The sequence below is a fragment of the Iamia sp. genome (assembly GCF_035575815.1).
Lineage (GTDB): Bacteria > Actinomycetota > Acidimicrobiia > Acidimicrobiales > Iamiaceae > Iamia.
In genome coordinates this window covers 12,530-34,331 of the sequence record NZ_DATLXO010000167.1, presented here as the reverse complement: position 1 = coordinate 34,331, position 21,802 = coordinate 12,530, and the positions used below count along the sequence as shown (strand labels likewise).

General features: G+C 71.1%; 27 protein-coding genes and 2 pseudogenes. 12 read left to right on the top strand and 17 right to left on the bottom strand.

Going from position 1 to position 21,802, the window contains the following annotated elements; all coding sequences use genetic code 11:
- On the top strand, positions 1 to 447 hold a 447-nt coding region (locus VNL12_RS17200), incomplete at its 5' end, for a formate/nitrite transporter family protein (RefSeq protein ID WP_325596173.1).
- A gap of 179 nt (positions 448 to 626) precedes the next feature.
- Here the strand turns inward: VNL12_RS17200 and VNL12_RS21300 are convergent.
- The 5 genes and pseudogenes from VNL12_RS21300 to VNL12_RS17180 form a co-directional block, all read right to left on the bottom strand.
- On the bottom strand, positions 627 to 848 hold the full coding sequence (locus VNL12_RS21300; protein WP_414654920.1) for a hypothetical protein: 222 nt from the start codon (positions 846 to 848) through the stop codon (positions 627 to 629).
- A gap of 19 nt (positions 849 to 867) precedes the next feature.
- Positions 868 to 1,257 carry a maleylpyruvate isomerase N-terminal domain-containing protein gene (locus VNL12_RS21295; RefSeq protein WP_414654919.1) on the bottom strand — a complete coding sequence of 130 codons (390 nt, stop codon included), beginning with the start codon at positions 1,255 to 1,257 and terminating at the stop codon, positions 868 to 870.
- A gap of 67 nt (positions 1,258 to 1,324) precedes the next feature.
- A complete protein-coding gene (locus VNL12_RS17190) occupies positions 1,325 to 2,428 on the bottom strand; it encodes a uroporphyrinogen-III synthase (protein ID WP_325596171.1) in 1,104 nt (367 codons plus the stop codon).
- A gap of 122 nt (positions 2,429 to 2,550) precedes the next feature.
- Positions 2,551 to 3,165 (bottom strand): adenylate/guanylate cyclase domain-containing protein, encoded by a 615-nt coding sequence (locus tag VNL12_RS17185; RefSeq protein WP_325596170.1) that lies wholly within the window; start codon positions 3,163 to 3,165, stop codon positions 2,551 to 2,553.
- A 142-nt stretch (positions 3,166 to 3,307) separates the two neighbouring features.
- A pseudogene (locus tag VNL12_RS17180) lies at positions 3,308 to 4,186 on the bottom strand (alpha/beta fold hydrolase); the annotation flags it as partial.
- Positions 4,187 to 4,507: 321 nt separating this feature from the next.
- On the opposite strand from VNL12_RS17180, the gene VNL12_RS17170 reads away from it, so the two are divergent.
- Positions 4,508 to 4,729: a hypothetical protein gene (locus VNL12_RS17170; RefSeq protein WP_325596169.1), complete on the top strand. Its 222-nt coding sequence runs from the start codon at positions 4,508 to 4,510 to the stop codon at positions 4,727 to 4,729.
- A 5-nt stretch (positions 4,730 to 4,734) separates the two neighbouring features.
- On the opposite strand, the gene VNL12_RS17165 is transcribed toward VNL12_RS17170, so the two are convergent.
- The 6 genes from VNL12_RS17165 to VNL12_RS17140 all read right to left on the bottom strand — a co-directional run bounded on the left by VNL12_RS17165 (position 4,735) and on the right by VNL12_RS17140 (position 8,112).
- Positions 4,735 to 4,983 carry a hypothetical protein gene (locus VNL12_RS17165; protein ID WP_325596168.1) on the bottom strand — a complete coding sequence of 83 codons (249 nt, stop codon included), beginning with the start codon at positions 4,981 to 4,983 and terminating at the stop codon, positions 4,735 to 4,737.
- 5 nt (positions 4,984 to 4,988) lie between these two features.
- Positions 4,989 to 5,243 (bottom strand): hypothetical protein, encoded by a 255-nt coding sequence (locus VNL12_RS17160; RefSeq protein WP_325596167.1) that lies wholly within the window; start codon positions 5,241 to 5,243, stop codon positions 4,989 to 4,991.
- Between the two features lie 12 nt (positions 5,244 to 5,255).
- Positions 5,256 to 5,471 (bottom strand): hypothetical protein, encoded by a 216-nt coding sequence (locus VNL12_RS17155; RefSeq protein ID WP_325596166.1) that lies wholly within the window; start codon positions 5,469 to 5,471, stop codon positions 5,256 to 5,258.
- A 79-nt stretch (positions 5,472 to 5,550) separates the two neighbouring features.
- Positions 5,551 to 6,390: a class I SAM-dependent methyltransferase gene (locus VNL12_RS17150; RefSeq protein WP_325596165.1), complete on the bottom strand. Its 840-nt coding sequence runs from the start codon at positions 6,388 to 6,390 to the stop codon at positions 5,551 to 5,553.
- A 361-nt stretch (positions 6,391 to 6,751) separates the two neighbouring features.
- The gene (locus VNL12_RS17145; RefSeq protein WP_325596164.1) at positions 6,752 to 7,735 is read right to left on the bottom strand and encodes a M56 family metallopeptidase; all 984 of its coding nucleotides are present in this window, start codon (positions 7,733 to 7,735) and stop codon (positions 6,752 to 6,754) included.
- Positions 7,736 to 7,737: 2 nt separating this feature from the next.
- On the bottom strand, positions 7,738 to 8,112 hold the full coding sequence (locus VNL12_RS17140; RefSeq protein ID WP_325596163.1) for a BlaI/MecI/CopY family transcriptional regulator: 375 nt from the start codon (positions 8,110 to 8,112) through the stop codon (positions 7,738 to 7,740).
- A 162-nt stretch (positions 8,113 to 8,274) separates the two neighbouring features.
- On the opposite strand from VNL12_RS17140, the gene VNL12_RS17135 reads away from it, so the two are divergent.
- Both VNL12_RS17135 and VNL12_RS17130 read left to right on the top strand, forming a co-directional pair.
- On the top strand, positions 8,275 to 9,015 hold the full coding sequence (locus VNL12_RS17135) for a cytochrome c biogenesis CcdA family protein (RefSeq protein WP_414654918.1): 741 nt from the start codon (positions 8,275 to 8,277) through the stop codon (positions 9,013 to 9,015).
- An 86-nt stretch (positions 9,016 to 9,101) separates the two neighbouring features.
- Positions 9,102 to 9,641, top strand: coding sequence for a TlpA disulfide reductase family protein (locus VNL12_RS17130; RefSeq protein WP_325596161.1), 540 nt, complete (start codon positions 9,102 to 9,104; stop codon positions 9,639 to 9,641).
- A 38-nt stretch (positions 9,642 to 9,679) separates the two neighbouring features.
- Here the strand turns inward: VNL12_RS17130 and VNL12_RS17125 are convergent, their stop codons facing one another.
- Positions 9,680 to 10,267, bottom strand: a complete 588-nt coding sequence (locus VNL12_RS17125; RefSeq protein WP_325596160.1) for a TlpA disulfide reductase family protein — start codon at positions 10,265 to 10,267, stop codon at positions 9,680 to 9,682.
- 244 nt (positions 10,268 to 10,511) lie between these two features.
- Here VNL12_RS17125 and VNL12_RS17120 point away from each other — a divergent pair, with 244 nt between their 5' ends.
- On the top strand, positions 10,512 to 12,266 hold the full coding sequence (locus tag VNL12_RS17120) for a copper resistance protein CopC (protein WP_325596159.1): 1,755 nt from the start codon (positions 10,512 to 10,514) through the stop codon (positions 12,264 to 12,266).
- A 106-nt stretch (positions 12,267 to 12,372) separates the two neighbouring features.
- On the opposite strand, the gene VNL12_RS17115 is transcribed toward VNL12_RS17120, so the two are convergent.
- The 3 genes from VNL12_RS17115 to VNL12_RS17105 all read right to left on the bottom strand — a co-directional run bounded on the left by VNL12_RS17115 (position 12,373) and on the right by VNL12_RS17105 (position 14,498).
- Positions 12,373 to 13,311 (bottom strand): M56 family metallopeptidase, encoded by a 939-nt coding sequence (locus VNL12_RS17115; protein WP_325596158.1) that lies wholly within the window; start codon positions 13,309 to 13,311, stop codon positions 12,373 to 12,375.
- Positions 13,308 to 13,688 carry a BlaI/MecI/CopY family transcriptional regulator gene (locus tag VNL12_RS17110; RefSeq protein WP_325596157.1) on the bottom strand — a complete coding sequence of 127 codons (381 nt, stop codon included), beginning with the start codon at positions 13,686 to 13,688 and terminating at the stop codon, positions 13,308 to 13,310. The genes VNL12_RS17115 and VNL12_RS17110 overlap by 4 nt, the downstream gene beginning before the upstream one ends.
- 144 nt (positions 13,689 to 13,832) lie before the next feature.
- Positions 13,833 to 14,498, bottom strand: coding sequence for a DUF305 domain-containing protein (locus VNL12_RS17105; protein WP_325596156.1), 666 nt, complete (start codon positions 14,496 to 14,498; stop codon positions 13,833 to 13,835).
- A 159-nt stretch (positions 14,499 to 14,657) separates the two neighbouring features.
- Here VNL12_RS17105 and VNL12_RS17100 point away from each other — a divergent pair, with 159 nt between their 5' ends.
- The 4 genes from VNL12_RS17100 (at position 14,658) to VNL12_RS17085 (ending at position 16,291) form a co-directional block, all read left to right on the top strand.
- Positions 14,658 to 14,942, top strand: coding sequence for a DUF2933 domain-containing protein (locus tag VNL12_RS17100; protein WP_325596155.1), 285 nt, complete (start codon positions 14,658 to 14,660; stop codon positions 14,940 to 14,942).
- A 2-nt stretch (positions 14,943 to 14,944) separates the two neighbouring features.
- Positions 14,945 to 15,118, top strand: coding sequence for a hypothetical protein (locus VNL12_RS17095; protein ID WP_325596154.1), 174 nt, complete (start codon positions 14,945 to 14,947; stop codon positions 15,116 to 15,118).
- Between the two features lie 29 nt (positions 15,119 to 15,147).
- Complete coding sequence (locus VNL12_RS17090; RefSeq protein ID WP_325596153.1) at positions 15,148 to 15,345, top strand: hypothetical protein; 198 nt, start codon at positions 15,148 to 15,150, stop codon at positions 15,343 to 15,345.
- A gap of 73 nt (positions 15,346 to 15,418) precedes the next feature.
- Positions 15,419 to 16,291 carry a sialidase family protein gene (locus VNL12_RS17085; protein WP_325596152.1) on the top strand — a complete coding sequence of 291 codons (873 nt, stop codon included), beginning with the start codon at positions 15,419 to 15,421 and terminating at the stop codon, positions 16,289 to 16,291.
- 43 nt (positions 16,292 to 16,334) lie between these two features.
- Here the strand turns inward: VNL12_RS17085 and VNL12_RS17080 are convergent, their stop codons facing one another.
- The gene (locus tag VNL12_RS17080) at positions 16,335 to 17,474 is read right to left on the bottom strand and encodes an alpha/beta hydrolase (protein ID WP_325596151.1); all 1,140 of its coding nucleotides are present in this window, start codon (positions 17,472 to 17,474) and stop codon (positions 16,335 to 16,337) included.
- Positions 17,475 to 17,600: 126 nt separating this feature from the next.
- Between VNL12_RS17080 and VNL12_RS17075 the strand changes: the two genes are divergently transcribed.
- From VNL12_RS17075 to VNL12_RS21290, 3 genes and pseudogenes are all read left to right on the top strand, one after another.
- The gene (locus VNL12_RS17075) at positions 17,601 to 17,921 is read left to right on the top strand and encodes a metal-sensitive transcriptional regulator (protein WP_325596150.1); all 321 of its coding nucleotides are present in this window, start codon (positions 17,601 to 17,603) and stop codon (positions 17,919 to 17,921) included.
- On the top strand, positions 17,918 to 20,107 hold the full coding sequence (locus VNL12_RS17070; protein ID WP_325596149.1) for a heavy metal translocating P-type ATPase: 2,190 nt from the start codon (positions 17,918 to 17,920) through the stop codon (positions 20,105 to 20,107). Before VNL12_RS17075 ends, VNL12_RS17070 begins: the two co-directional genes overlap by 4 nt.
- A gap of 39 nt (positions 20,108 to 20,146) precedes the next feature.
- Positions 20,147 to 21,112, top strand: a pseudogene (locus tag VNL12_RS21290) (MFS transporter); the annotation flags it as partial.
- Between the two features lie 375 nt (positions 21,113 to 21,487).
- Here VNL12_RS21290 and VNL12_RS21285 read toward each other — a convergent pair.
- Complete coding sequence (locus VNL12_RS21285; RefSeq protein WP_414654921.1) at positions 21,488 to 21,724, bottom strand: DUF2752 domain-containing protein; 237 nt, start codon at positions 21,722 to 21,724, stop codon at positions 21,488 to 21,490.
- Positions 21,725 to 21,802: the final 78 nt, after the last annotated feature.

Sequence of the window (21,802 nt, the reverse complement as noted above, 5' to 3'; positions counted from 1 at the left end):
CCCGGGTGTGGTGCTCGGCGAGAGCCGGGAAGAGCCCGACGCAACCCACTGGTGTGCCTCGGGCTCTGGATGGCGAGCCGGGTCCAGTCCGACACGGCCAAGGCCATCGTTCTGTGGTGGGCCCTGCTCGCCTTCATCGGTTCGGGCTTCGAGCACTCGATCGCCAACATGACGATCTTCTCCCTCGGCATCCTCGACGGGTCGGCCACGGTGGGGGCGCTGGCCCGCAACCTGGCCTGGACGGTTCCGGGCAACGTGGTCGGCGGGGGCCTGCTCGTCGGTGTCCTGTACTCGTGGATCGGTCGCCCGTCGGCCCGGCCCAGCAGCCCGGCCCCGGGTTCGTCCGCCACCGTTCCGGCCTCCGCCACCCCGGCCGACCCCGTTCCCGCCGCCAGCACCCCAGCGCGCGAGCCCTCCCTGGCCCGCTCCTCCACCCCGGCGAGGTAGGGCGCCACCCGCGGCCGGGTCGGCGTACTGCGGTCGACCGTCCCCTCGTCGCCCACGCCGCAGGCGGCCGTGCACTGCGCCGGGGCGGGCGGATCCAAGCTCCGGCCCCCCGGGCCGTGCCTTGCGCCATTCCCGCCGGGAGCGCGTCCCTCAACCGACCTCGGTCGGTGGATCCCGGGTCAGCTCCGTGCGGCGAGCATGCTGGCGCCGTCGCCCGAGAGCTCGGCGGCGTGGGGCGACCGCCCGAGCACGGCTCCGCTGAGGGCGAGGGCCGGGCCCGACACGACGGTATCGCCCGTGCCGACGCGCTCATCTATGTCGGTTGCGTGGAGCACCAGGCCGTCGATCGACGCGGCGCCGAAGCGTTTCCGGGCCTTGGGACTGGTGACGAAGGTCAGCATGGTCCGCAGCGCGTCGGGGTCATGGGTGACGGCGCGGCCGAGGGGCTGGAGGATGTCGGCGCCGTGGACCACGACGTCGGTGAGCGGCGCCTCGGGCCCGAAGCCGGGTGGTGTGAAGCGATCCTCGGCGTGCTCGCGCAACGAGGCCACACACCCGTGGGGCTCGACGCGCGCGGCCTGCTCCCGGGAGAACCGGTCCATGGCCCGATCGATGCTCCCTCGCGCCCCTCACCAGGCCGAGGAGGAACTGCGGTGAGCTGATCGACCAGGGGAGCGTGAGGTGGGCCACCACCGTGTGGTTGGTCCACCCCGCGCACAGCGACGCCTGCTCCCACTCCGCCGCGGTCAGGCCCTCCAGCTCGTCGGCCAGACGGCGTCGCTCGGCCGCGAGGAGGGCGAAGAGGTCCATGGCGGAACGGTAGCTCGGAGCCCCGAACCGTTCCGCTGGAGAGGTGGCCGCCCCGCCGCGGCGCCGCTCAGGTCGGGATCCGGTACCCGCGGCGGGGGACCGTCTCGAGTGCCGCGCCCATCGGCCCGAGGCGCCGTCGGAGCCGGGCGACGGTGACCTCGACGACGTGGGGGTCGGTGCCCGGCTCCCACACGGTGCGGGCGAGGCGTTCCTTGGGCACCACCGCGCCATGGGCATCGACGAGGGCCGCGAGCACCTGGGCCTCCCGCCGGCTGAGGCTGACCTGGCCGGCGACCCCGCTGACCATCGTCCCCTGCACCTCGGCCCGATCGCCACCGAGGGCGATGACCCGACACCGACCGGCGAGGGCGTCGACGACGCACCGCACCATGGGGCCGAGGCGCCACCGTGACGGGTGGAGGGGATCGGCCACTCCGAGCCCGGCCAGCCGGGCGGCGCTCACCGGCCCGACGCACACCGGTACGACCGGGCCGCGCAGTGCGGCGGTGAGGTCCTGCACGAGCTGCGATCCTCCGTCCTCCGCCGCCAGGGCGAACAGGTTGGAGGCCGCGGCCGCGCTGGTGAAGGTGACGGCGTCGAGCTGGCCGCCGACGATGGCGGCCACGAGCGACGTGGCGGGGGCGCGGTCGACGGGAAGCTCCCACCGGTACACGGGGACGTCGATGACCTCGGCGCCCCGGTCGGCTAGGGCGATCGCCAGGTGCGCCCGGTCGTCGCCGTCGCGCTGGACCGCGATGCGGCGCCCGGTCAGGTCGGCGTCGAGGTGGGCCAGCACCTCGACGCTGCTCTCGCCCGGAGCGTGCCAGCCGACGTCGAGCCCGACGGTGGCCAGGGCCCCGGCGGCCTTGGGCCCGCGGGCCAGCACGGTGGCTCCGGCCAGGCGGTCGCGCAGTTCGTCACCCCGGCCCCGGCCGTCAGCGGCCTCGAACCACGACCGCACGCCCACGCCGGTCAGGGCCACGAGCACCTCCGGCGGTTCCGCGATGAGGGCCTCGGTCGCGGCCTCGAGCTCGGGTCCGTCGGTGAGCGCCAGGGTCCGGATGACCGGACCGTGCACCACCTCGGCCCCTCGCCGGCGGAGCAGCTCGGCCTGTTCGTCGGCCCGACGATCGGCGGTGACCCCGATCGAGAACCCCGCCAGCGGCAACACCGGCGCAGCCTGGCCGGGGCCGGTTACGGGCGCGTTTCGGCCTCGTGATGCCTGGCGTCGGTCTTGCTTGGGCCCATGTCCGCCACGACGGAGGACCGACGTTGGTGAGCTCCCGGCGGCGCTCAGGTGCGGGCGAGGGGCACCGGTGGCAGGGTGACGTCGTCGGCGACCGCGAGCGAGCACACGCCGGTCACCTCGCCCACCCCGCGCAGCAGCACCGGGGGTGCGGGCTGTCGCGACACCCACGGCGGCGCGGTGTCGGCGACATCCGCGGTGGCGAGCATGTTGCCGGGTTCGGCCACGTCGCACAGCCGGGCGGCGATGTTCACCGTGCGCCCGATGTAGTCGTCGCCCTGGAAGAGGATCACCCCGCCGGCGGCCACGCCGGCCCGGATGCGGAGGTCGAGCTCGTTGACGCGGGCCATCATCTCGGCCACCGCCGCGACCGTCGGTCCGCTCTGCACGCCGACGAGCATGGCCCCGTCGCCCAGCCACTTGGCCACCCGCACGCCCCGGCGGGCCGCGACCTCCGACGCGCGCAGGCGGAACAGGGCCAGGATCTGAACGGCCTCGGCCACGCCGCGCTCCTCGATGTAAGCGGTGAAGCCCGAGAGATCGATGAACGCGAACGTCCGGGCGACGGCGATGGGCCCGCCGGCGGGGGGCAGCTCCTCGGGGTGCTCGATGCCGGATCCTCGTCGCGTGCGATCGGCCTCGTCCTCGCCTGACATCGTCATGGCCGCCTTCTCGCTCGTCCCGGCTCGATCGCATGATGCCCCGCCGGCCCCGCTCCCGACCAACGGGATGGTCGGTCCGCCTCGGCATCCCGCGGCCGGGGCCGACGGGATGGTCGGTCCGCCCCGGCGCTCCCGTTGGCGCTCAGCTGGCGATGAAGGCGAGAAGGGCCCGGTTGAACTCCTCCGCGTGGGTCACGTTGAGCCCGTGGGGTGCGCCCTCGACGAGGACGAGGGTGCTGCCGGTGATCGCCTCGTGGGTCCGCTTCCCACTCACCTCGAAGGGGACGGTCCTGTCGGAGTCACCGTGGATGACCAGGGTCGGGACGTCGACCTTGGCCACGTCGGCGCGGAAGTCGGTGCGGGCGAACGCGGCGATGCAGTCGAGGGTGGCCTTGGGCGACGAGAACGCCGCGATGTCGCGGTTGTAGAGCCGGTCGGGCTCGCTCACCAGGTCGTCGCGGTCGCCGGCGGCGAAGAAGGCCGTGGTGAAGCCGTCGAGGAACGCGAGGCGGTCGGTCTTCACGCCCTCCTCGAACTCGGCGATGGTGGCGTCGTCGAGGCCGCCGTCGGGGTTGTCGTCGCTCTGGTAGAGGTACCGGGGCACCGCCGCGGCGAGGACCGCCCGGGCGACGCGGTCGGCGCCGTGGGTGGCCAGGTAGCGGACGACCTCTCCGCCGCCCATCGAGAAGCCGACGAGGGTGATGTCGGTGAGGTCGAGGTGCTCGATCAGGGCGTGGAGGTCAGCCGTGAGCGTCTCGTAGTCGTAGCCCGTCCACGGCTGCGACGACGCTGGCGTCGGGCGGCGTCGGCAATGGCGTCGGAGGCGTCGCCCCATGGGAGTGTCGGGCAGTCCACGGGCGGCGCCAGGCTGGGGCACCACGTCGATCCGGGGGTGGTGCCCCGCGGCCTCGATCAGCTTGGCCAACGTGGCCATGCCCGGTTCACGGCGGCCCCGCTCGTAGGCGCTGATGACCGGTTGGGACACCCGAGCGCGGCGCGCCAGCTCTGCTTGCGACATCCCCGAGAGTCGTCGGGGGAGTCAGCAAGCACCAGCGCTGGATCACCGACACCCCGCCCGACCGGGCCGCCAACCCGAACCCACCCGAGCCCGAACCGCAAGACCAGCGCCCGTGCGAGTGCTGCCGGTCCGCTCGGCGACCGATGCGCCGTGCCGACGCCCAGGCTCGCCTGATCGAGCTCCACGACGACCTCGACGCGCTCCTTGCCGGCACCGGCCGCTGGACCAATACCCCAGCCGGCGCCGCCGCCCGCACCCTCACCCACGCACGAGATCAGCTCGCCCAGGCTCACCGGATCGCTGCGGAACCGGACGTCAGCCGACGTGACCACCTGGCCGCTGCCAAGATCCTCCCCCCACCTCGAAGCCGCCGTCGCAGGCGCTGAGCAGGACTGGGGCGAGGTCGGCCAGCCCGAAGCCACGCGACTGCAAGCCGACATCGCCGCCACCCACTGGGTGAGCGAGGTCACGACCGAACGCCTCGACCGCCTCCAAGCCCGCGCCGCCGACCGTGCCGTCGGCGTCGACCGAGGCGCCGGATTGTGATGTCCTCAGGTCGATGGCAGGAGATGCCGGTGATCCTCGCCGGAGCCGTCAACGACCTTCAACCAGATCCCTCGTTCGATGTCGACCGAGATGATATGTGCCACCGCGGCGTCGGCGTCCTCGCAGCCCACGACCGCATACTGGCCGGCAACCGGGACGAAGCCGTCCCGCACGTCGCTGAGCCTGGTCCAGAGACGCCTGTCGTTGGTCACGTCCATGAAGTCGACGGCGATGTCGACCTCGACGGTGGTCATGGCGATCAGCCGGTCGTGGCCGAACCGGCCGCCGCCGCGGTGGGGCGGCTGGACCAGTCGACATCGAGTGAGACGGTCCCGCTCGGTGACAGCGCGACTACGACAGCGGTGTGAGCCTTGGCTTCGGGATCGGCCACGATCACGGTCCCGCCCACGACGACGCGCTCGACCCGCACGATGTCCTCCAGATAGACGAGGACATGGCCGTCGTCATCGATCTGGTTGTAGTCAGCCCACACATCGGGAGTCAGGGCAATCACCTCACAGCAAGGCTACCGGGGCCAGTCGGCCGGAGGTAGCGGCAGGCCGATTGCGAAGACCTCACGGAGGAGCCGGATGGTCGGCAGGGCGGCCACGGGCAGAACGATCGAGAAGTGCGGTGAGGCGCCGGTGGCCGCGATCTCGAAGTGCTCCCGCACCCGCCGAGCCGTGGTCACCGCGCACTCTTCGTAGTCGAGCAGCCGCGGGCTCATCTCGCACAGGTCCACGAGTCTTCCCGTCGCCAGGCCTACAGGAGCTACTGCGAACGCGTGGGCCGCTTCCTGCCAAGCCTCGGATGACGGCCACTCAAGTCCGGCGAGCCGTGACGATCCAGGCGGCGCCGTTGAGCACGACGCCGCCCTTGGTCTCGTGGGTGGTGACGACCTCGGAGACAGCATGCCACGCCCGGTCGACGGCGGCGCGGTCGGCCTCGGCCATGAGCGTCTGGGCCATCTCAGTCTGGCGGAGGAAAGCGACAGTGTCCGGGGTATCGCGTCCGAGCCACATCGGTTCGACCGCAGCGTTGATCTCGATGTCGACGAACCCAGCCCGCGTCAGGAGATCTCGGACACCTTCCGGCTCGGTCATCGAGAACGGTCCTGATCCCGCAGCTTCGGTGAGATCCGGCATGGGAATGTGTTCCAGGGCCGCACTGGCCGGGACCATGAGCCAGTCGTTCAGGAGCAGGTCTTGCCAGCAGGCGAAGGCCATCTGTCCGCCAGGTCGCAGCGCGGCTCGGAGGTTGGCGAAGGCGGCGACGGGGTCATCGAAGAACATGATCCTGAACCGGCTCATGACGCCATCGAACGTTCCCGACGGGAACGGGTGGACCTGGGCGTCGGCTTCGGTGAACGAGACGTTGCCGACCTCGCCGTGTTGGGCTCGGCCGCGGGCGCGGGCGAGCATCGGACTGGCGATGTCGATGCCCATGACCGTTCCCTCAGGTCCGACCCGCTCAGCCGCGGCGAGCGTGAGGGCACCGTTCCCACACCCGACGTCGAGGATCTGCTCACCCGTGCCCGGGGCGAGTGCCTCAAGGACATCTTCGCCGAAGGCGTGCAGCATCCGGTCGTACCGCTCACCCTCGGTCGACCACTGTTGGCCCTCGTGTCCGGACCAGTAGGCGATCTGTTCCTCGTTGGGCACGGGCCCTCCTTTGGGGTTCCGAGCGCGGCTCGGGAGCGGCGTTCGGTCAGGGGCGCGCTGCAGCGGAAGCTGGACCCAAGTCGGCGGGCGGCGCCTTCGACTGGGTCCGGATCGCTGAGATCACCGGCGGACGGGCCGGGGCGTCGGGTCCGCAACGGGAGTCGCGGAGTCCGATGGCGCGACGGCCTGCAGGGGTGGCGGTGCGTCCACCGGACGCGACGGACGACTCCGCCGGAGACCGAGCGCAGCCAGCACCGCTCCGCCCACGCACATCAGTCCGCAGAGGATCAGGGGCAACAGTGTCGCTCCGAACAGCCATTGCATCATGGGGTGTCTCGATCAGCAGAAATCTGGATGACTACTAATTGCCAGTAGTAGGTGAGGGTGCTCGGTGTGTCAAGGGGCTGCCCTTGCGGCGAAGCCAGAGAGCGGCCGCGCCGAGGATCCACAGGGCCCCGCAGATGGCGCTGCCGCCCATGCCTTGAAGCCTGTCGCCCAGAGGTAGACCTGCAGCTGCCGCTCGGTCGAGCCACATCACCGACGCGGTGAGCCCGAAGGTCACGGTCGCGAGCCCAACCGCGGTCCTTCCCACATCGCGGATGGGAACTGCAGGCAGGGCCGGTGCGGCCGATCGCTCGAGCTGGTCGAGGCGGACCTCCAGCATGTCCGGGGCGGCGATCGCGGCGGCGGCACTGAAGCCCACCTCCGGCGGCCCCGACGCAGCCTGCAGCAATGCTCCCGCCACGGCCGGTCGGCCGCACCGCTCGATGGCGTGGCGGTCGGCGTCGAGCTCGCGACCAACCAGGTAGCGCCCGAGGAGGGTGTTGACGGCGGGGAGGACCGGTCCTGTCGCGGCTGCGACGATGCGGGCGAGAGCGACTTTCAGCGGGTCGTGCTGGGCCGCATGGTGGTGCTCGTGGGCGAAGACGGCGATGAGCTCGGCCTCATCGGCACACTCGATGAGCCCACGGCTGATCACCACCCGCGGTGAGCGCAGCCCATAGGTGTACGCATAGCGACCGTCGTCGTCGACGACGTCCACCTCGGCGAGGCCGGCCGCCCGGGCCAGGTTCCTGACCCGCGGTGGGCAGGGCTGCCGGTGGTCGCCCATGGCCGTGGTCAGCCGGGATGTGGCGAGCCGCTGGGCGATTGCGGATCGCGTTGCCCGTGCCATCCCTGCGGCGATCAGAGCGCCGGTGGCCACCGCCAGGAACGGCGCCCAGCTTGGCGCTCGCACGCCCGTGCTGAGACACCAGAGCACTACGCAACCCATCACGCCGGCGGCGACGAAGGGAGCGATGGCCAGTCCGATGAGAGCCACGAAGCTCTGGTTCCCGCGGTCCACCGCTAGGGCTCCTCGGCCAATAGGGCGCGCAGGCGGCGCAGGAGCTTTGGATCGGCTCGTGCCTCGTCGACGAACCCGGCGATGGCTGCTTCGCCGAAACCTCGAACGACCTCGCGGACCGCGATGCCCGCTGTGTCGCCCACGAGGGGCTCGTAGCGGTACCCCCGTCCTTCTCGTACACGGGAGAGGATGCCCTTCTCGGCCAACCGGGCGAGCACCGTCATGACCGTGGTGTAGGCCAACGGCGTCTCTCGGGCGGCGTTCACGTCGGCCCGTACCTCGCGGACCGTCATCGGTTCACCCCGGGACCACAGCACCGTCATGACCTCGGCCTCGAGTGGTCCCAGGACTCCGGAGACGGGCTGAGTGGCGGGCACGACAACACCCTACTACGTTGCCGTCGTACGAGGCGCTGGACTCGTCGTCGGGTTGGCGATCGTGTGGATGGTGGTCGTGGCGCGCCTGTTGGGGTGCGGCTCGCAGGGACGTGTCGGAGGATGGATGTCGGGTCATGATCGCACGGGGCGCCGAACCTGGGGATGGTGCCCGTGGAGGCGTTGACCCTGCCGGTGCTGGCGCTGGTGGCTGGCTTCGTCTCCTTCAGCTCGCCGTGCTGCTTGCCCCTCATCCCGGGCTACCTGTCCTACGTGTCGGCCCTGCCTGTGTCCGAGCTGGGTGCTCGTGAGGCCAGGAAGGTGTCGTTGCGGGCGGCCGCGCTGTTCGTGGCGGGCTTCACCGTGGTGTTCACGTTGCTGGGCGTCGGTGCCTCGGCGCTGGGAGGCGTGTTCCTGCGCAACCAGGACACCCTGGTGCGCTGGTTCGGAGTCGTGATCATCGTCCTGGGGCTCTCGACGATGGGAGTGCTGCGGATCCCCTCGCTCATGCGCGAGCGGCGTGTCGACCTGGCCCGGGTCCCCCGAGGTCCCGGGTTCGCGTTTCCGATGGGCATGGCCTTCGCAGCCGGGTGGGCGCCGTGCATCGGCCCCGTGCTGGCCACGATCCTCGCCACCGCTGCGGTTGGTGGCGGGAACGGGATGTGGGGCGGCGTCTTGTTGGCCCTGTACTCGCTGGGGCTGGGCATCCCGTTCGTGCTGCTTGCCCTTGGGTTCTCGCGGGCCCAACGGTCACTGGCCTTCCTCCGTCGGCATGGCCGCCAGATCGAGGTCGTCGGAGGGGCGCTCCTCATCGGGGTGGGCCTGTTGTTCGTCTCGGGTCAGTGGACGCCCCTGTTCCAACCACTGCAAAGGCGCTTCGCCGAGCTCGGATGGCCGCCGATATGAACCCAGACCAGGAGCCGGCAGACGATCTGAGCCCTGACGACCAGCCCGCCGACGGGGAGGCTCGACCGGTTCGGCGTCGTGCGCTGATGATCGCGGCGGCGGTCGGCGGGGTGCTCGTCGCCCTCGTCTGGGCGCTCGGCTCCTCGCCGCCGGCGAGCACACGCGTCGCCGCATCCCCGCTGGTGGGTCGGCCTGTCCCGGCCATCTCGGCCGAGACCCTCGACGGTCCCACGTTCGACATCGAGAGGCTGACCGGGCGCTGGGTCCTGATCAACGTGTTCGCCACCTGGTGCGTGCCATGTCGGACCGAGCATCCCGAGCTCGTCCGGTTCGATGAGGTCCATCGTGCCCGAGGCGACGCTGCGGTCGTCGGCATCATCTACGACGATGACCCCGACGCCGTGCGCCAGTTCCGGGACGCGGAGGGTGGCGACTGGCCCATGCTCCTCGACCCTGAGGGGCAGATCGCCCTGAGCCTCGGCGTGTCCGGGGTCCCCGAGTCCTTCCTCATCGCACCCGACGGACGAGTGGTCTCCAAGATCACCGGGGGTGTGCGCTTCGCCGAGCTCGAGGTCCTGCTAGCCAAGGCGCAGAGCCCGTCACCCGATGCGGACGGAGGCCGGTGAGGTCGGTTCGCGCCCACGAGCGACGGCGCTGCGCCCCGTCAATCCTCAGAGAGCAGGTCGACGATCTCGTCTCGCAGCTCCTCGGGGGTGATCTCACCGGTCTTGGTGGCGACGATCTGACCGGTGGCGGAGATGAAGTAGGTCGTGGGAAGGCCGAGGGCGCCGAAGCGGCGGGCCGTGACGCCCTCGGGGTCGGACCCAGACGGATAGGTCACGCCTGTGCGGGTGAGGAAGTCGAGGGCTTCGCTGCGCTCATCCTGGTGGTTGACCCCGATGAACTGGACCTGGTCGCCGTACCCGCGGTGGGCAGCCTGGAGGGCAGGCATCTCACGGCGGCAGGGAACGCACCACGACGCCCAGATGTTCACCACCGTGGGCATGCCGGTCTCGAGGCCGACCGTCTGAGCCGGGACTCGGAGGTCGGGCAGCTGGAAGCGGGGCGCAGGTCGTCGGTCGTGGGACAGCAGCGCGTCGTCGGTCGCGCCACCGACCTGGGTGAGCGCCAAGGTCACGAGGATCAGCGCTGCCGCGGTGGCCATGCCGGCCACCCAGGCGCGGCGCCGCGTCCACCAGCGCGGCGATCCGTCGTTGGGCGGGTCCAGGGAGTCGTCATCGGTCGGCGTCATGGCACCTCCTCGTGGGTCGCAGGTTCGGTCCGCGACCGGCGGCTAGGGCGGAGGTGAGCCGATGCCTTTGTGCGGTGGTCATGGATCCCTGCCTCATCGTGGCCGCCCTGAACCTACACGGTGTCAGATTATGGGTCGGGGGCTGAGGGCGGGGCGGCTTGGTCGACTCGCGATCGGGTTCGTCCTGTGCATCGGTGTGGTTCTGGGACCCGGAGGAGCGCCCGCGGGGGCGCACTCGTTCCTGGTGAGCACCAGCCCGTCCCAGGGCCAGCGGCTGGGCTCATCACCTGACGCCCTGGTGCTGGAGTTCAGCGAAGCCGTCGATCTGTCATCGGTGCGGCTCGAAGTGCGGGACGCGTCAGGATCGATGGTGACCGAACCGGTGGCGGAGCTGGTGCAGGGCCAGCTCGGAGTGCGCGCTGGCCTCGAGGCCTTGGAGGGCGGGATCTACGTGGTGACCTGGGAGGCATTGTCCGCGGTGGATGGACACGGGTCGACCGGCGAGTTCGCCTTCGCAGTGGGTGACGTGTCGGGCACCGTTCCGGCGGGTCGCCAGTCTGAGCCCCTGGATCGTTGGTCGCTGGTGAGCTCGTGGCTGTTCACCGGCGGCTTCGGCCTCGCGCTCGGGGCGCTGGGGCTGTGGGGGCTCGGCGTGAGGGAGGTCGACCTGCCGCGCCGGGTCGCGCGGCCAGCCCTCGTCGTCGCCCTCGGGGGCGTTGCGCTCAGCGTGGCGCGGGGTGGCGCGGGAGTGGTGGCGTCGGTGGTCGTGGGCGAGGCCCTCCTCGGGGCGTTGGTGCTGATCCGGGCTCGACTCCGATGGCGATGGCCGGCCGGTGCGCTGGTCGTGGCTGGGGGGGCGTGGGCGGCGAGCAGCCACGGTGCTGCGTCGGGTCCCGTCGGGTGGGCGGTTGATGCGGTCCACCTCGTCGCCGGCGCCGCGTGGCTCGGATCGTTGACCCTCGTGGTGATCGTCGCCGCTGTGCTGCGGCGACGCGGCCGACCGTGGATCCCCGTCGTCGCCGGCTATGCCGGACCCGCCATGGGGTTGGTCGTCGTGCTCGGTCTGGCCGGGACCGTGAGCGCGGCTCGGCTGCTACCGACCTGGTCGACGCTCTGGACCACCGGGTACGGCCGGTTCGTGACGGTCAAGGTCGTCCTCTTCCTCCTCGCGCTGGCGGTTGCGGCGGCGGGCCGGTGGCGCGGACTGCGACGCACCGACGCCGTGCTGCTGCGCCGGACCTTGTCGATCGAGGTGGTGCTGGTCATCGCCGCGACCCTCTTGGCCGGCGCTCTGAGGGCGGGAGCCCCCCCGCCGCCTGCAGCCTCCGCCGACCGGCTTCTCGGGCCCCCGCCGCTGGGACTCGACCTCACCCGCGACGCCGGCCTGGCTGGTCAGCTGAACGTCGAGATCGCATCCAACGGCGAGGCTCTCGAGATCGACGTGTTCGGACCGTCAGGCCCGATCGCCGGGACCGAGACCGAGGTCGTCGTGACCGGACCCGACGGGACCGCAGTCGACCTGTCGCCGCGACCCTGCGGTACGGGATGCGTGACCCAGTCCATCGACCTCGAACGAGGCGAGACCACTGTGGCTGTGACCGCGAGCGGGGCGTCGGACCTCACCGGCGGCTCCTTCACCGGCACGTTGCAGTGGCCGTCGGGCACTCGCGACCCAGAACGGCTCGACGAGATGATCGAGGTCATGAGAGCGATCCCTGACCTGACCGTCACCGAGACCGTCGACAGCGGGCCTGGCTCGATCGTGAGCCCCGCCAACCTCACCACGACCGGCCCGGACCTCATCGCATCCGAGCCCTACGCCGGCGGCAACCTCGAACAGGTCTGGGTGCAACCCGGCGACCCGGACCGCTTGACCCTCTACGTCCCCGGCTCACAGATCTTCGGCGACCTGACGTTGGATGCCACCGGCCGCATCGCAGCCGCACGCCTCGTCACCCCGGGCCACCTGATCACCCGAACCTTCACCTACCCCCCGTGAACCGGCGGCCGACGGCCTCGGGCCGAGCGCGCGAGCCTGCATCCCCAGGCGACGACGCGCCCCTGGACCCAACCGCGAGATGGGCCGCACCGACGGTGCCGATGCGTCAGATCGGGCAACGGCCGGCCATGGCGAGGAGCGCCTGGGCCTCGCCCAGCCACGCACCGAAGGCCCCCACTGTAGCCCCGGCGATGAGCAGGCCCGGGACGTACACGGCCACGCGCGCGACCACCGAGGCTGGGGGGTGCTCGTGCATGGCGGCGATCCGCTCTGCGGTGGCCTCCGCAGGCGAGAACGCAGCCAGAGATGGGGGAGTCTCGACGGCGGCCATGCGTCGGAGTGCATCTCCCAGGCATCGGCGGGCGGCGTGATCACCGTGGGTGGACTCCTCGTCAGCCCACCGCTCGACCGAGGCGCGCAGGACCCGATGGCTGTGCGCGAGCGGCGGCCACCACGGCAGGGCTCCGCGCAGGGCGGTGGCCATGCGCAGCATCTGGCCGTGACCGTGGCGCAGGTGGGCCACCTCGTGGCCGATCACGGCCCGGAGCTGGCTCGGCTCCAGGCATCGGACGAGACCCTCGGAGATGACCACCTGACGGTGTCCGACATCGATGCTGTAGGCGATGTGCGACGAGGTCGGCAGGATCACGAGATCGTGACCCTGCCGGGCGCGGTGGTGGCCGAGGTAGGGCTCGATCTCGAGCCTGCTCATCCGGGCATGCGTCCGGTGGGCGGCTCGCCCGGCCAGGGCGGGACTCATCGCCGCCAGCGCCGCCGCCAGCCATCCGCCCACCGGGCCCAGGGGCGTGAGCGGCCCGATGAGCTCCTCACAGGCCGAGGCCACCGCGCCGAAGGGCAACGCTCCAAGCACCGTGGTCGACGCGAGGAGCACGAACCCCGCCTCGACCACCATGACCGACCCCACCATCGCGATCAGGTTGAGCTGCGCCCACTCGGCGGAGCTGATCCGCCGACCCAGCGGCCTGGCCACCGCAGGCAGGGACGAGACCATGAGCCCGGCCGCGACCAGCACGAGAGCTGTCATCGGGGTCCGCCCAACCTGTCCAGCATCCGCCGCAGCTGACGGCGATCGGACTCACCCAGGCTGTCGACGAAGCTGGCCAGCGCGGCAGGCCGATCAGCCGTCGTGTCAAGGATCTGCTCCATCCGGGATGCGGTGTAGCGCTCTCGGCTCTGGACGGGTTGGTACAGGTAGGCGCGCCCATCCCTTCGGCGCTCGAGGCGTCCCTTCTCGAAGAGTCGGACCATGATCGTCAACACCGTGTTGTAGGACAGCGGGCGGTCCTTGGTGAGCGCCGTGCGCACCTCGCTCACCGACACCCACCCACCGCGCTCCCACACCACGTCCATGGCCGCGGCCTCGAGCTCACCACCCCCGAGCTCCTTGGTTCTGCGAGACATGATCCCGTCCTGGCCGTCCGATGCGCTGTCCGGCACGGTAGTGAAGGAACCCCGTGTCGACCGTGGAGGTCGACACGACCCGATGGCTGCTCATCCGGTGGCCCCTACCCTCGACCACGAGCTCGCGATTGCCCGCCGGGCTCATCACTTAGCGAGGTAGCCGCGCATCTCGATGATCTGCGCAGCCTGCTCATCGGCGATCGTTTCGGCCAGGGCCCTGAGCTCCGGGTGGGTGGCGTCGCGCTGGGCCTGATCGGCCATGTCCACCGCGAGCTGGTGATGGGTGATCATCATGGTCAGGTACATCTGTTCGGTCGTCGCCCCGCTGCCCATCATGGCGCCGGACATCATGGAGCCGGCGTCGTCGCCGCCCATCATGGGGACGCGGCCGTCGGTGGACCCGTTCGCCATCGGTCCGGGCATGTCGAAGGTTGGTTCCAGGTCGGGGTACCACTCGACGCGCCACGCCCGCATCTGGCTGAGTTGTGCCCGCTGGCCCGTGACGATGTCCTCAGCCAGCCCGCGCAGCTCGGGGCGGGAGGAGTCCGAGATCATCGCGGTGGTGGACGCGATGGCGCCCTCGTGGTGCACCGACATCTGATCGAGGAACTGCGCGTCGAAGGGTTGCTCCTCGCTGAAGGTGCCCATCCTCGTGGCTGCCATGCCCCTCCCCATTTCACCCATGCCCCCGTCGTTCATCATGGTGGTCTCGGAGCCGCCGGTGGCCTGGGTGCCCGCATAGGCGATCGCGCCGAGGAGGCCAGCGACGGCCAGTGCGGCAACGGTGGTGATGGATCGTCTGACGGTCATGTCCTGATCTCCTCAGTTGGCGGGGGCAGCGAAGTCGATGTCGCCGGGTGCGCACCCGCAGGGCTCAGGTGACATCGAGGCCCCGGGGGGTTGCCACAGTCTACTACGTGTAGGTAGTATTCCAACTTCTCCTGCCCCCAACCTCAAGGACGCCGCACCATGTGTCTGAACAAGAAGGTCATCGCTGGACTGGTCGTCGCCGGCGTGGCCGTCTACCTGCTCGCACCGGACCTCATCGGCGCGGCACTTCCGCTGCTGGTGCTCGCGGCCTGCCCCCTCTCGATGGTGGTGATGATGCGGGCGATGTCGAAGGACCGGGCGGCCTCCAGCCCAGAAGGCGCCGGCGCCGACGCCGACGAAGTCTCCGCCCTCCGGACTGAGGTTGCTCGTCTGCGGATGGAACGCGACCACCCTGGCGACGCGCCCGTGGGCGAGCCGCGGTGACGATGCTCACCACGTGGCTGGCGGTCGGTGTGCTGATGCTCACCTGTGGCGTGGCCATGGCCCGCCTCCTGTGGAACGCCGACGGACGACCACCGCTCCACCATCCGGCGACGACAGAGCCCAGAACGACGAGCGACCTGCCCAAGGGCCGCTCCACGCAATCCAGCCCCACCTGAAACCCTGATCGATCAAAGGAACGAGAACCATGGAGATCTTCGCCTACCTGCTGCCCGCCCTGGGCTGCGTCGCGATGATGGGAGCCATGATGTGGATGATGCGGGGCCGAGGTGCGGAGGACTCGCCGGCCGAGGAGCGTCGACCCGAGATCGATGCGCTCCGCGCCGAGGTCGAGTCGCTGCGCCAGCCCTCCGGGCCGAGCCGGCCAGAGCGCGAACGTGGGTAGACCAGCGGACGCGAAGCGCCCCGCGCCCGGCTCCTCTCGCCGGCCGCCTCCGCCTCGGGCCGAGCCGCCGCGGGTGTCGCCGACGGTCCGAAACGCCGCGTTCGTCCTCGTCGCACTGGGTCTCGTCGCTGGGATCGCGCTGATCATCGGGCAACGCAGTGATGGCGGCGACGAACAGAGCGCAGGCGGACTCACCGGCGGCGACTTCCACTCCTTGGTCGTCGATCCCACAGACCCGAACCGGATCTTCGTCGGCGGCCACCAGTCCGTGTCGGTGTCGACCGACGGCGGCGTCACCTGGACAGAGGTCGAGGCCCTCCGCGACGCCGATGCCATGGGCTGGTCGTTCTCCGACGGCTCGGTGTACGTGAGCGGCCACCCCGGACTCAACCTCTCGACCGACGACGCCGCCAGCTTCGAACAGATCAACGAGGGACTTCCGGACACCGATGTGCACGCCTTCGGTGCCGCCGAGGGTGTTCTCTACGCGGCGACGCCTTCCGCAGGCGTGATGTCGGCGAAGACGGGATCTCCAGACTGGGAGGTCCGTTCCGGATCCGTCGGCCAATCGTTCTTCGGCCGCCTCCTCGTGGGTCCGGCCGATCCCGAGAGGATCCTCGCTGCGGACGTCGCCGCAGGGGTGGCGGAGAGCCGGGACGGGGGGCGATCGTGGGACCTGCTCGACTCTGGCCTGCCTGCGGCCACATGGATCAGCCGGGGAGGCAAGGACGACCAGCTCGTGGTGGCGTCCGGGCCGGCCGGGGCCTCGATATCGACCGATGATGGGCGCACGTGGGCCCCTCTCGACCTCCCGGATGGCGTCACCTTGGTGGAAGCGGTTCCTGCTCGGTCCGATCTCCTCTACGCCGGTCGCCACGATGGTTCCTCAGTCGAGGTGCTCGTGAGTCGGGATGGTGGGGCGACGTGGACCGGAGCTGGCGTCTGACCGGCCTCGCTGGTCACGGCTGGTCATGATCGTGTCGGTCGCCTCATCGCGATGGGCCCGCACCGGCCGTCGCCACAACCTCCATCGCGGCAGTGACGAGACTTGGTTCCTGCAGGGTCGGGTGGTGCCCTCCGCCCCCGATGACCCGCAGGGCCTCGGGCCCGGCCCCGCTCCGGCCTAGCGCGTCGCGGATGTCAGGGACGGGGGTCACCGGGTCGTCGCTTCCGGCCAGCACCAGCAGGGGGACCCCGAGCATGGCCAAGTCGTCATCGATCCGATGATCGATGACGACCCGCTGCAGGGTCCGGGAGTAGGAGGGCCACGTGTGGAGGACGCCGTCCATCGCCACGTGGGAGGGCACGTCGCGCCGGACGAGGGGCGCGACCGCGGCCGCGAACGGCCGGAGCATGCACATGAGCCCACACATCGTCATCGCCGCGAGGCGGTCACGGGCAGTCAGACGGGCCAGGGTCCCCAGCTCGCTGATCTGGTCGCGGGCGGCCTCGGCGTCGGCGTGGGCCGGGGGTGCGATGAGCACCAGACCGGCCACCCGGCCCGGGTGGTGCGTCGCCAGCCGCAGAGCGACAGATGCGCCCACCGAGTGGGCCACGACGATGCTGCCCCCTGGGACGTGTGGGGCCAGCGCGTCGGTGTGGCAGTCGACGTCGTAGCTGGCCCGGCGGGGTTTGGGAGAGCGCCCGAATCCGAGGAGGTCGACGGCGACGGTGCGGCGATTGGCGAGCCGGGGGACGACTGCGGCCCAGTAGCGCCCCGATGCGCCCAGTCCATGGACGAAGACGATGGCCGAGCCTCGCCCACCGGTCTCGTCGGTGTGCAGAGGAGCGGGGCCAGAGCGGTGTCGAAGGGCGAGGAGGTACAGCGCGACGGACGCCGCGGCGGCCGTGAGCAGTGTGAGGGCCGTTCCTGCGCTTGCGGCGTGAACCGCGCTCGTCCCCGTCCCTCGACCCGCCACCGCCAGGCTGAGCACGTCGGCCACGAGGGCCATCAGCAGGATGCCCGAGACGCACAGGACCGGCAGTGGCATCGGCTGCCCCGTGCGCCAGGCGTACAGGGTTCCGAGTGCGAACACCACGGTCACGGCGACGAGGACGACGTGCGCCAGCCCGCCCATGCTGGCGCCGTGTCCCCAGACGATCCGGGAGAGGCCGACATCGACGACCACGATCGCCGTGGTCAGGGCCGACGATGCGAGGCCGTGACTCCACGGCCTCAGACCTCCGACGGCGGACACTCGACCAGTCAACCACCGAGACGTGGAGAACCCACCCCGGGTGGGTAGGGTCAGCCGATGAAGCCACAGCATCAGGTCGCCGTCCTCCGCCGACTGAAAAACGCTCGGGGCCACCTCGACGGAGTGATCCGCATGGTTGAGGACGAGGTGTACTGCCCTGAGGTGATGAAGCAGCTCTCCGCGGTGCAGGGCGCGGTCCAGGGCGCCAACCGGTTGATGCTGCGCAACCACCTCGAGACCTGCGTCGCCGAGGCCATGCAGGCCGGGCGCACGGCCGACATCGTCGACGAGCTGATGGAGGCGCTGCGCTTCGATCCGGGGCCACCCGCCCTGGGGCTCGAACCCGCCCCGCAGGTCGAGCCCGGCGTGTCGGCGTGACCGCAACCCGTCAGTCCGAGGCCGGCGACGCGCCGGAGTCCGTGTTCGACCTGACGGTCGAGGGCATGACCTGCGGGTCCTGCGCCGCCCGGGTCGAGAAGGTGTTGGGCCGCCAGGATGGCGTCCGAGAGGCGAGCGTCAACTACGCCACGGGGAAGGCCCACATCGCCTTCGACCCCGCGCGCGCCGATCTCGACGGGCTGACCGCGGCGGTCGACAGGATCGGCTACGCCCTCACCGCCCCCGAGCAGGCCGACGCCCACGCCGAGGAGGAGGCGGCCGCCCAGGACGGGTGGCGCCGACGGGTCCTGGTGGCCTGGCCGCTCGGTCTGGCCGTGCTGGTGCTGTCGCTGACGGCGATGGACCAGGAGTGGGCCCGATGGACGATCCTGGCCCTGTCTCTGCCCGTCCAGGTCTGGGTGGCCTGGCCCTTCCTGGCCACCGCGGTGGAGCGGGCCCGGTCCCGCACCGCCAACATGGACACCCTCATCGCCATGGGAACCCTGGCTGCGTTCGGCTTCTCGACGGTGCGCCTGTTCACCGGTGGCGCCCTGTACTTCGACACCGCGGCCCTGATCGTCGCCTTCTTGGTCCTGGGCCGCTACTTCGAGGCCCGCGCCAAGCAGCGAGCCTCAGGTGCGATCCGCGCCCTGCTGGAGCTGGGGTCCAAGGAGGCCATCCTCGTCGTCGACGGTGAGGAGTGCACCGTGGCCATCGACCAGGTGCGCGTCGGCGACTTGCTCCGGGTGCGACCCGGGGAGAAGATCCCCGTCGACGGCGAGGTCAGCGAGGGGGCGTCGGCTGTGGACGAGTCGATGCTGACCGGCGAGTCGGTCCCGGTCGACAAGGGGCCCGGGGACCGGGTTGCGGGCGCCACGATCAACGCCCAGGGGGCCCTGACCGTCAGGGCCACGGCGGTGGGATCGGACACGGCGCTGGCCCAGATGGTCCGACTGGTGGAGGATGCCCAGTCCTCGAAGGCTCCCGTGCAGCGGCTCGCGGACCGGATCTCGGCCGTGTTCGTCCCGGCGGTGATCGGTCTGGCCACCTTGACCTTCGCGGGCTGGTCGCTGTTGGCCGGTGATCCGTCTGGGGGAGTGGTGGCCGCGGTCGCGGTGCTCATCGTGGCCTGCCCGTGCGCCCTGGGGCTGGCCACTCCGACGGCGATCATGGTGGGCACCGGCCGCGGTGCGTCGATGGGCGTCCTGATCAAGGGGGCTGAGGTCCTCGAGAGCTCCAAGCGCATCGACACCGTCGTGTTCGACAAGACCGGCACCCTCACCCGGGGCGAGATGAGCCTCACCCAGTCCCTCCCCGCAGACGGCGTCGACGAAGGCGATCTCCTCCGCCTCACCGCCGCGGTCGAGGACGCATCCGAGCACCCGATCGGCCGAGCCGTCGTCACCGCGGCCCGGGACCGAGGCATCGACCTCCCGACGGTCGATGCGTTCACGTCGGTCACCGGCCACGGGGTCCGGGCCACGATCGAGGGCCGAGCGGTGTCGGTCGGGCGCCGCAAGCTCATGGCCGAGGATGGTCTGCCCATCGCCGAGATCCTGGAGGACGCCGCCGACCGGTTCGAGGCCGACGGCCACACCGCCATCTTCGCCGGTTGGGACGGCCAGACCCAGGGGGTGCTGGCCGTTGCGGACACGGTCCGCGACGACGCCCGCACCGCAGTGACCGCCCTCCAAGAGCTCGGGATCACCGTGGCCATGATCACCGGTGACAACCAACGCACCGCCGAGGCCATCGCCGCCCAGGTCGGCATCGACACCGTGCTGGCCGAGGTGCTCCCGGCCGACAAGTCGGCCGAGGTCGCCCGCCTCCAGGACCAAGGCAAGGTCGTGGCCATGGTGGGCGACGGCATCAACGACGCCCCCGCCCTCGTCCAGGCCGACCTCGGCATCGCCATCGGCACCGGCACCGATGTCGCCATCGAGTCCTCCGACATCACCCTGCTCTCCGACGACCTCTCCGGCGTCGCCACCGCCATCCGGCTCTCGCGGCGCACCTTCCGGACCATCGGTCAGAACCTCGCGTGGGCGTTCGGATACAACACCGCCGCCCTCCCGCTGGCCGCCTTCGGCCTCCTCAACCCCATCATCGCCGGCGGCGCCATGGCCTTCTCCAGCGTCTCGGTCGTCACCAACAGCCTCCGCCTCTACCGCTTCCAGAAGAGCTGATCGCCGCCGCCCACCGGCGGTCGCACCGCTGAGCGAGTCATGACCGCCAGCCGACGACCGCTCGGCACCCTCCTCCGGTCGAACCCCGAGCTGGGTCGCCTGTTCGCGGCCCACGCCATCTCCCGGGCCGGCGACGCCTTCAACACCGTGGCCCTCGTGGTCCTCGTGTTCAAGCTCACCGGGTCGGGGACCGGCGTCGCCGGCACCGTCGCCTTCGAGGTCCTCCCGGTGCTGGCCTTCGGACCGATCGCCGGGATGCTCGTCGATCGCCGGGCGAGGCGTTCGGTGATGATCGCGGCCGACCTGGCTCGCGCCCTCCTCGTCGCCTCCCTGGCCTTGGTCGGCGGTTCCGTGGCGCTGGCGTTCGCCGTGGCCTTCGGCGTGTCGGCGGCCACGGTCGCGTTCAACCCGGCCGCGTCCTCGTTGCTCCCCGAGGTGGTCGACACCGAGGACCTGGTCGACGCCAACGCGCTGCTGTGGACCGTTGCCGTCATCGCCCAGATCGTGCTCGCCCCCACCGCAGGTGCGCTCATCAGCCTGTTCGGCGTCCAGGTCGCCTTCGGCATCAACGCCGCCTCCTACGTCGGCTCCGCGCTCGTGCTGACTGGCTTGCGCTCCGGGCGGATCCCGTCCGCCAGGTCCTCGAAAGGGTGGGCCGCAGTCGCCGCCGGGGTCGCCGCAGTCAGGTCCGTGCCCCTCCTGCGACGTCTCGCCGTCGTCCAGCTGCTGGCCTCACTGTCCGCCGGTGCGACCAGCGGGCTGCTCGTCGTGCTCGCCTCTGATGCCCTCGGCGTGGGGCCCACAGGGTTCGGTCTGCTCCTCGCAGCCATCGGGGTAGGCGCCGCCCTCGGTCCGACCGTGCTTCGCACCCGCATCAGGGCCGGAGATCGACGCTGGCTGTTCGGACCCTTCGCCGCGCGGGGCGGCGTCGACCTGATCCTTGCGGCCACGTCCAACCCGGGCATCGCGGGCGCCGCCCTCGGGCTGTACGGGACCTCGACATCAACGGGCATGGTCGCCTACCAGGCCACGCTCCAGACCGCAGTGCCCGCCGAGACCGGGGCCGCGCCTTCGCGCTCTACGACGTCGTGTGGAACGCAGCCCGGCTGGTCTCCCTCGGGACCGGCGGCATCCTGGCCGAGGTCGTCGGCATCCGCGCTGTCTACGTCCTCGGTGGCGCGCTCCTCCTGGCCGCCAGCCTGGTGGGACTCACCACCCCGATCACACCATCACGTGGACCACGGGAGCCGGGCCATCCCACCTGACGCCGATCACCCCGGACGGTCCACTTCACGATGGCCGGACACGGGACGACCGCTCACCCGATCGAGGTCCTCGGCCTGTGCCCCCGAGGTTCCCGCCGGGGGGTGCCCTCGACCGTCAGGTCGGTACCACGTTCATCAGACGATCGGCCTGGAGCTGCTGGTTGACCTCGAGCACGACCATCCCGACCACCGTCGCGGTCAGCCAGACCCGCCGAGGAACGCCCACGTTCAACCACCGCCCACGGGCGAGACCCGTGATGAACCTGACCAACACCACGGTCATGGCGACGGCCAGCAGCGGGACCAGGGGGTTCCAGGACCAGGCGGCACCGAAGTCACCGTGCACGAGCATGTACGTGGCCCGGGTTCCTCCGCAGAAGGGATCCATTATCCCGACGAAGTGCAGGGGCCCATGCAGGTCCGCGGATGG

What these genes read in the sequence shown, in the direction of transcription:
- VNL12_RS21300 (WP_414654920.1), bottom strand. Translation starts at nt 848, where the DNA reads ATGCTGACCTTCGTCACCAGTCCCAAGGCCCGGAAACGCTTCGGCGCC.
- VNL12_RS21295 (WP_414654919.1), bottom strand. Translation starts at nt 1,257, where the DNA reads ATGGACCTCTTCGCCCTCCTCGCGGCCGAGCGACGCCGTCTGGCCGAC.
- VNL12_RS17185 (WP_325596170.1), bottom strand. Translation starts at nt 3,165, where the DNA reads ATGACGATGTCAGGCGAGGACGAGGCCGATCGCACGCGACGAGGATCC.
- VNL12_RS17165 (WP_325596168.1), bottom strand. Translation starts at nt 4,983, where the DNA reads ATGACCACCGTCGAGGTCGACATCGCCGTCGACTTCATGGACGTGACC.
- VNL12_RS17135 (WP_414654918.1), top strand. Translation starts at nt 8,275, where the DNA reads ATGGTGCCCGTGGAGGCGTTGACCCTGCCGGTGCTGGCGCTGGTGGCT.
- VNL12_RS17130 (WP_325596161.1), top strand. Translation starts at nt 9,102, where the DNA reads ATGATCGCGGCGGCGGTCGGCGGGGTGCTCGTCGCCCTCGTCTGGGCG.
- VNL12_RS17125 (WP_325596160.1), bottom strand. Translation starts at nt 10,267, where the DNA reads ATGACGCCGACCGATGACGACTCCCTGGACCCGCCCAACGACGGATCG.
- VNL12_RS17115 (WP_325596158.1), bottom strand. Translation starts at nt 13,311, where the DNA reads ATGACAGCTCTCGTGCTGGTCGCGGCCGGGCTCATGGTCTCGTCCCTG.
- VNL12_RS17110 (WP_325596157.1), bottom strand. Translation starts at nt 13,688, where the DNA reads ATGTCTCGCAGAACCAAGGAGCTCGGGGGTGGTGAGCTCGAGGCCGCG.
- VNL12_RS17105 (WP_325596156.1), bottom strand. Translation starts at nt 14,498, where the DNA reads ATGACCGTCAGACGATCCATCACCACCGTTGCCGCACTGGCCGTCGCT.
- VNL12_RS17100 (WP_325596155.1), top strand. Translation starts at nt 14,658, where the DNA reads ATGTGTCTGAACAAGAAGGTCATCGCTGGACTGGTCGTCGCCGGCGTG.
- VNL12_RS17095 (WP_325596154.1), top strand. Translation starts at nt 14,945, where the DNA reads ATGCTCACCACGTGGCTGGCGGTCGGTGTGCTGATGCTCACCTGTGGC.
- VNL12_RS17090 (WP_325596153.1), top strand. Translation starts at nt 15,148, where the DNA reads ATGGAGATCTTCGCCTACCTGCTGCCCGCCCTGGGCTGCGTCGCGATG.
- VNL12_RS17075 (WP_325596150.1), top strand. Translation starts at nt 17,601, where the DNA reads ATGAAGCCACAGCATCAGGTCGCCGTCCTCCGCCGACTGAAAAACGCT.
- VNL12_RS21285 (WP_414654921.1), bottom strand. Translation starts at nt 21,724, where the DNA reads ATGCTCGTGCACGGTGACTTCGGTGCCGCCTGGTCCTGGAACCCCCTG.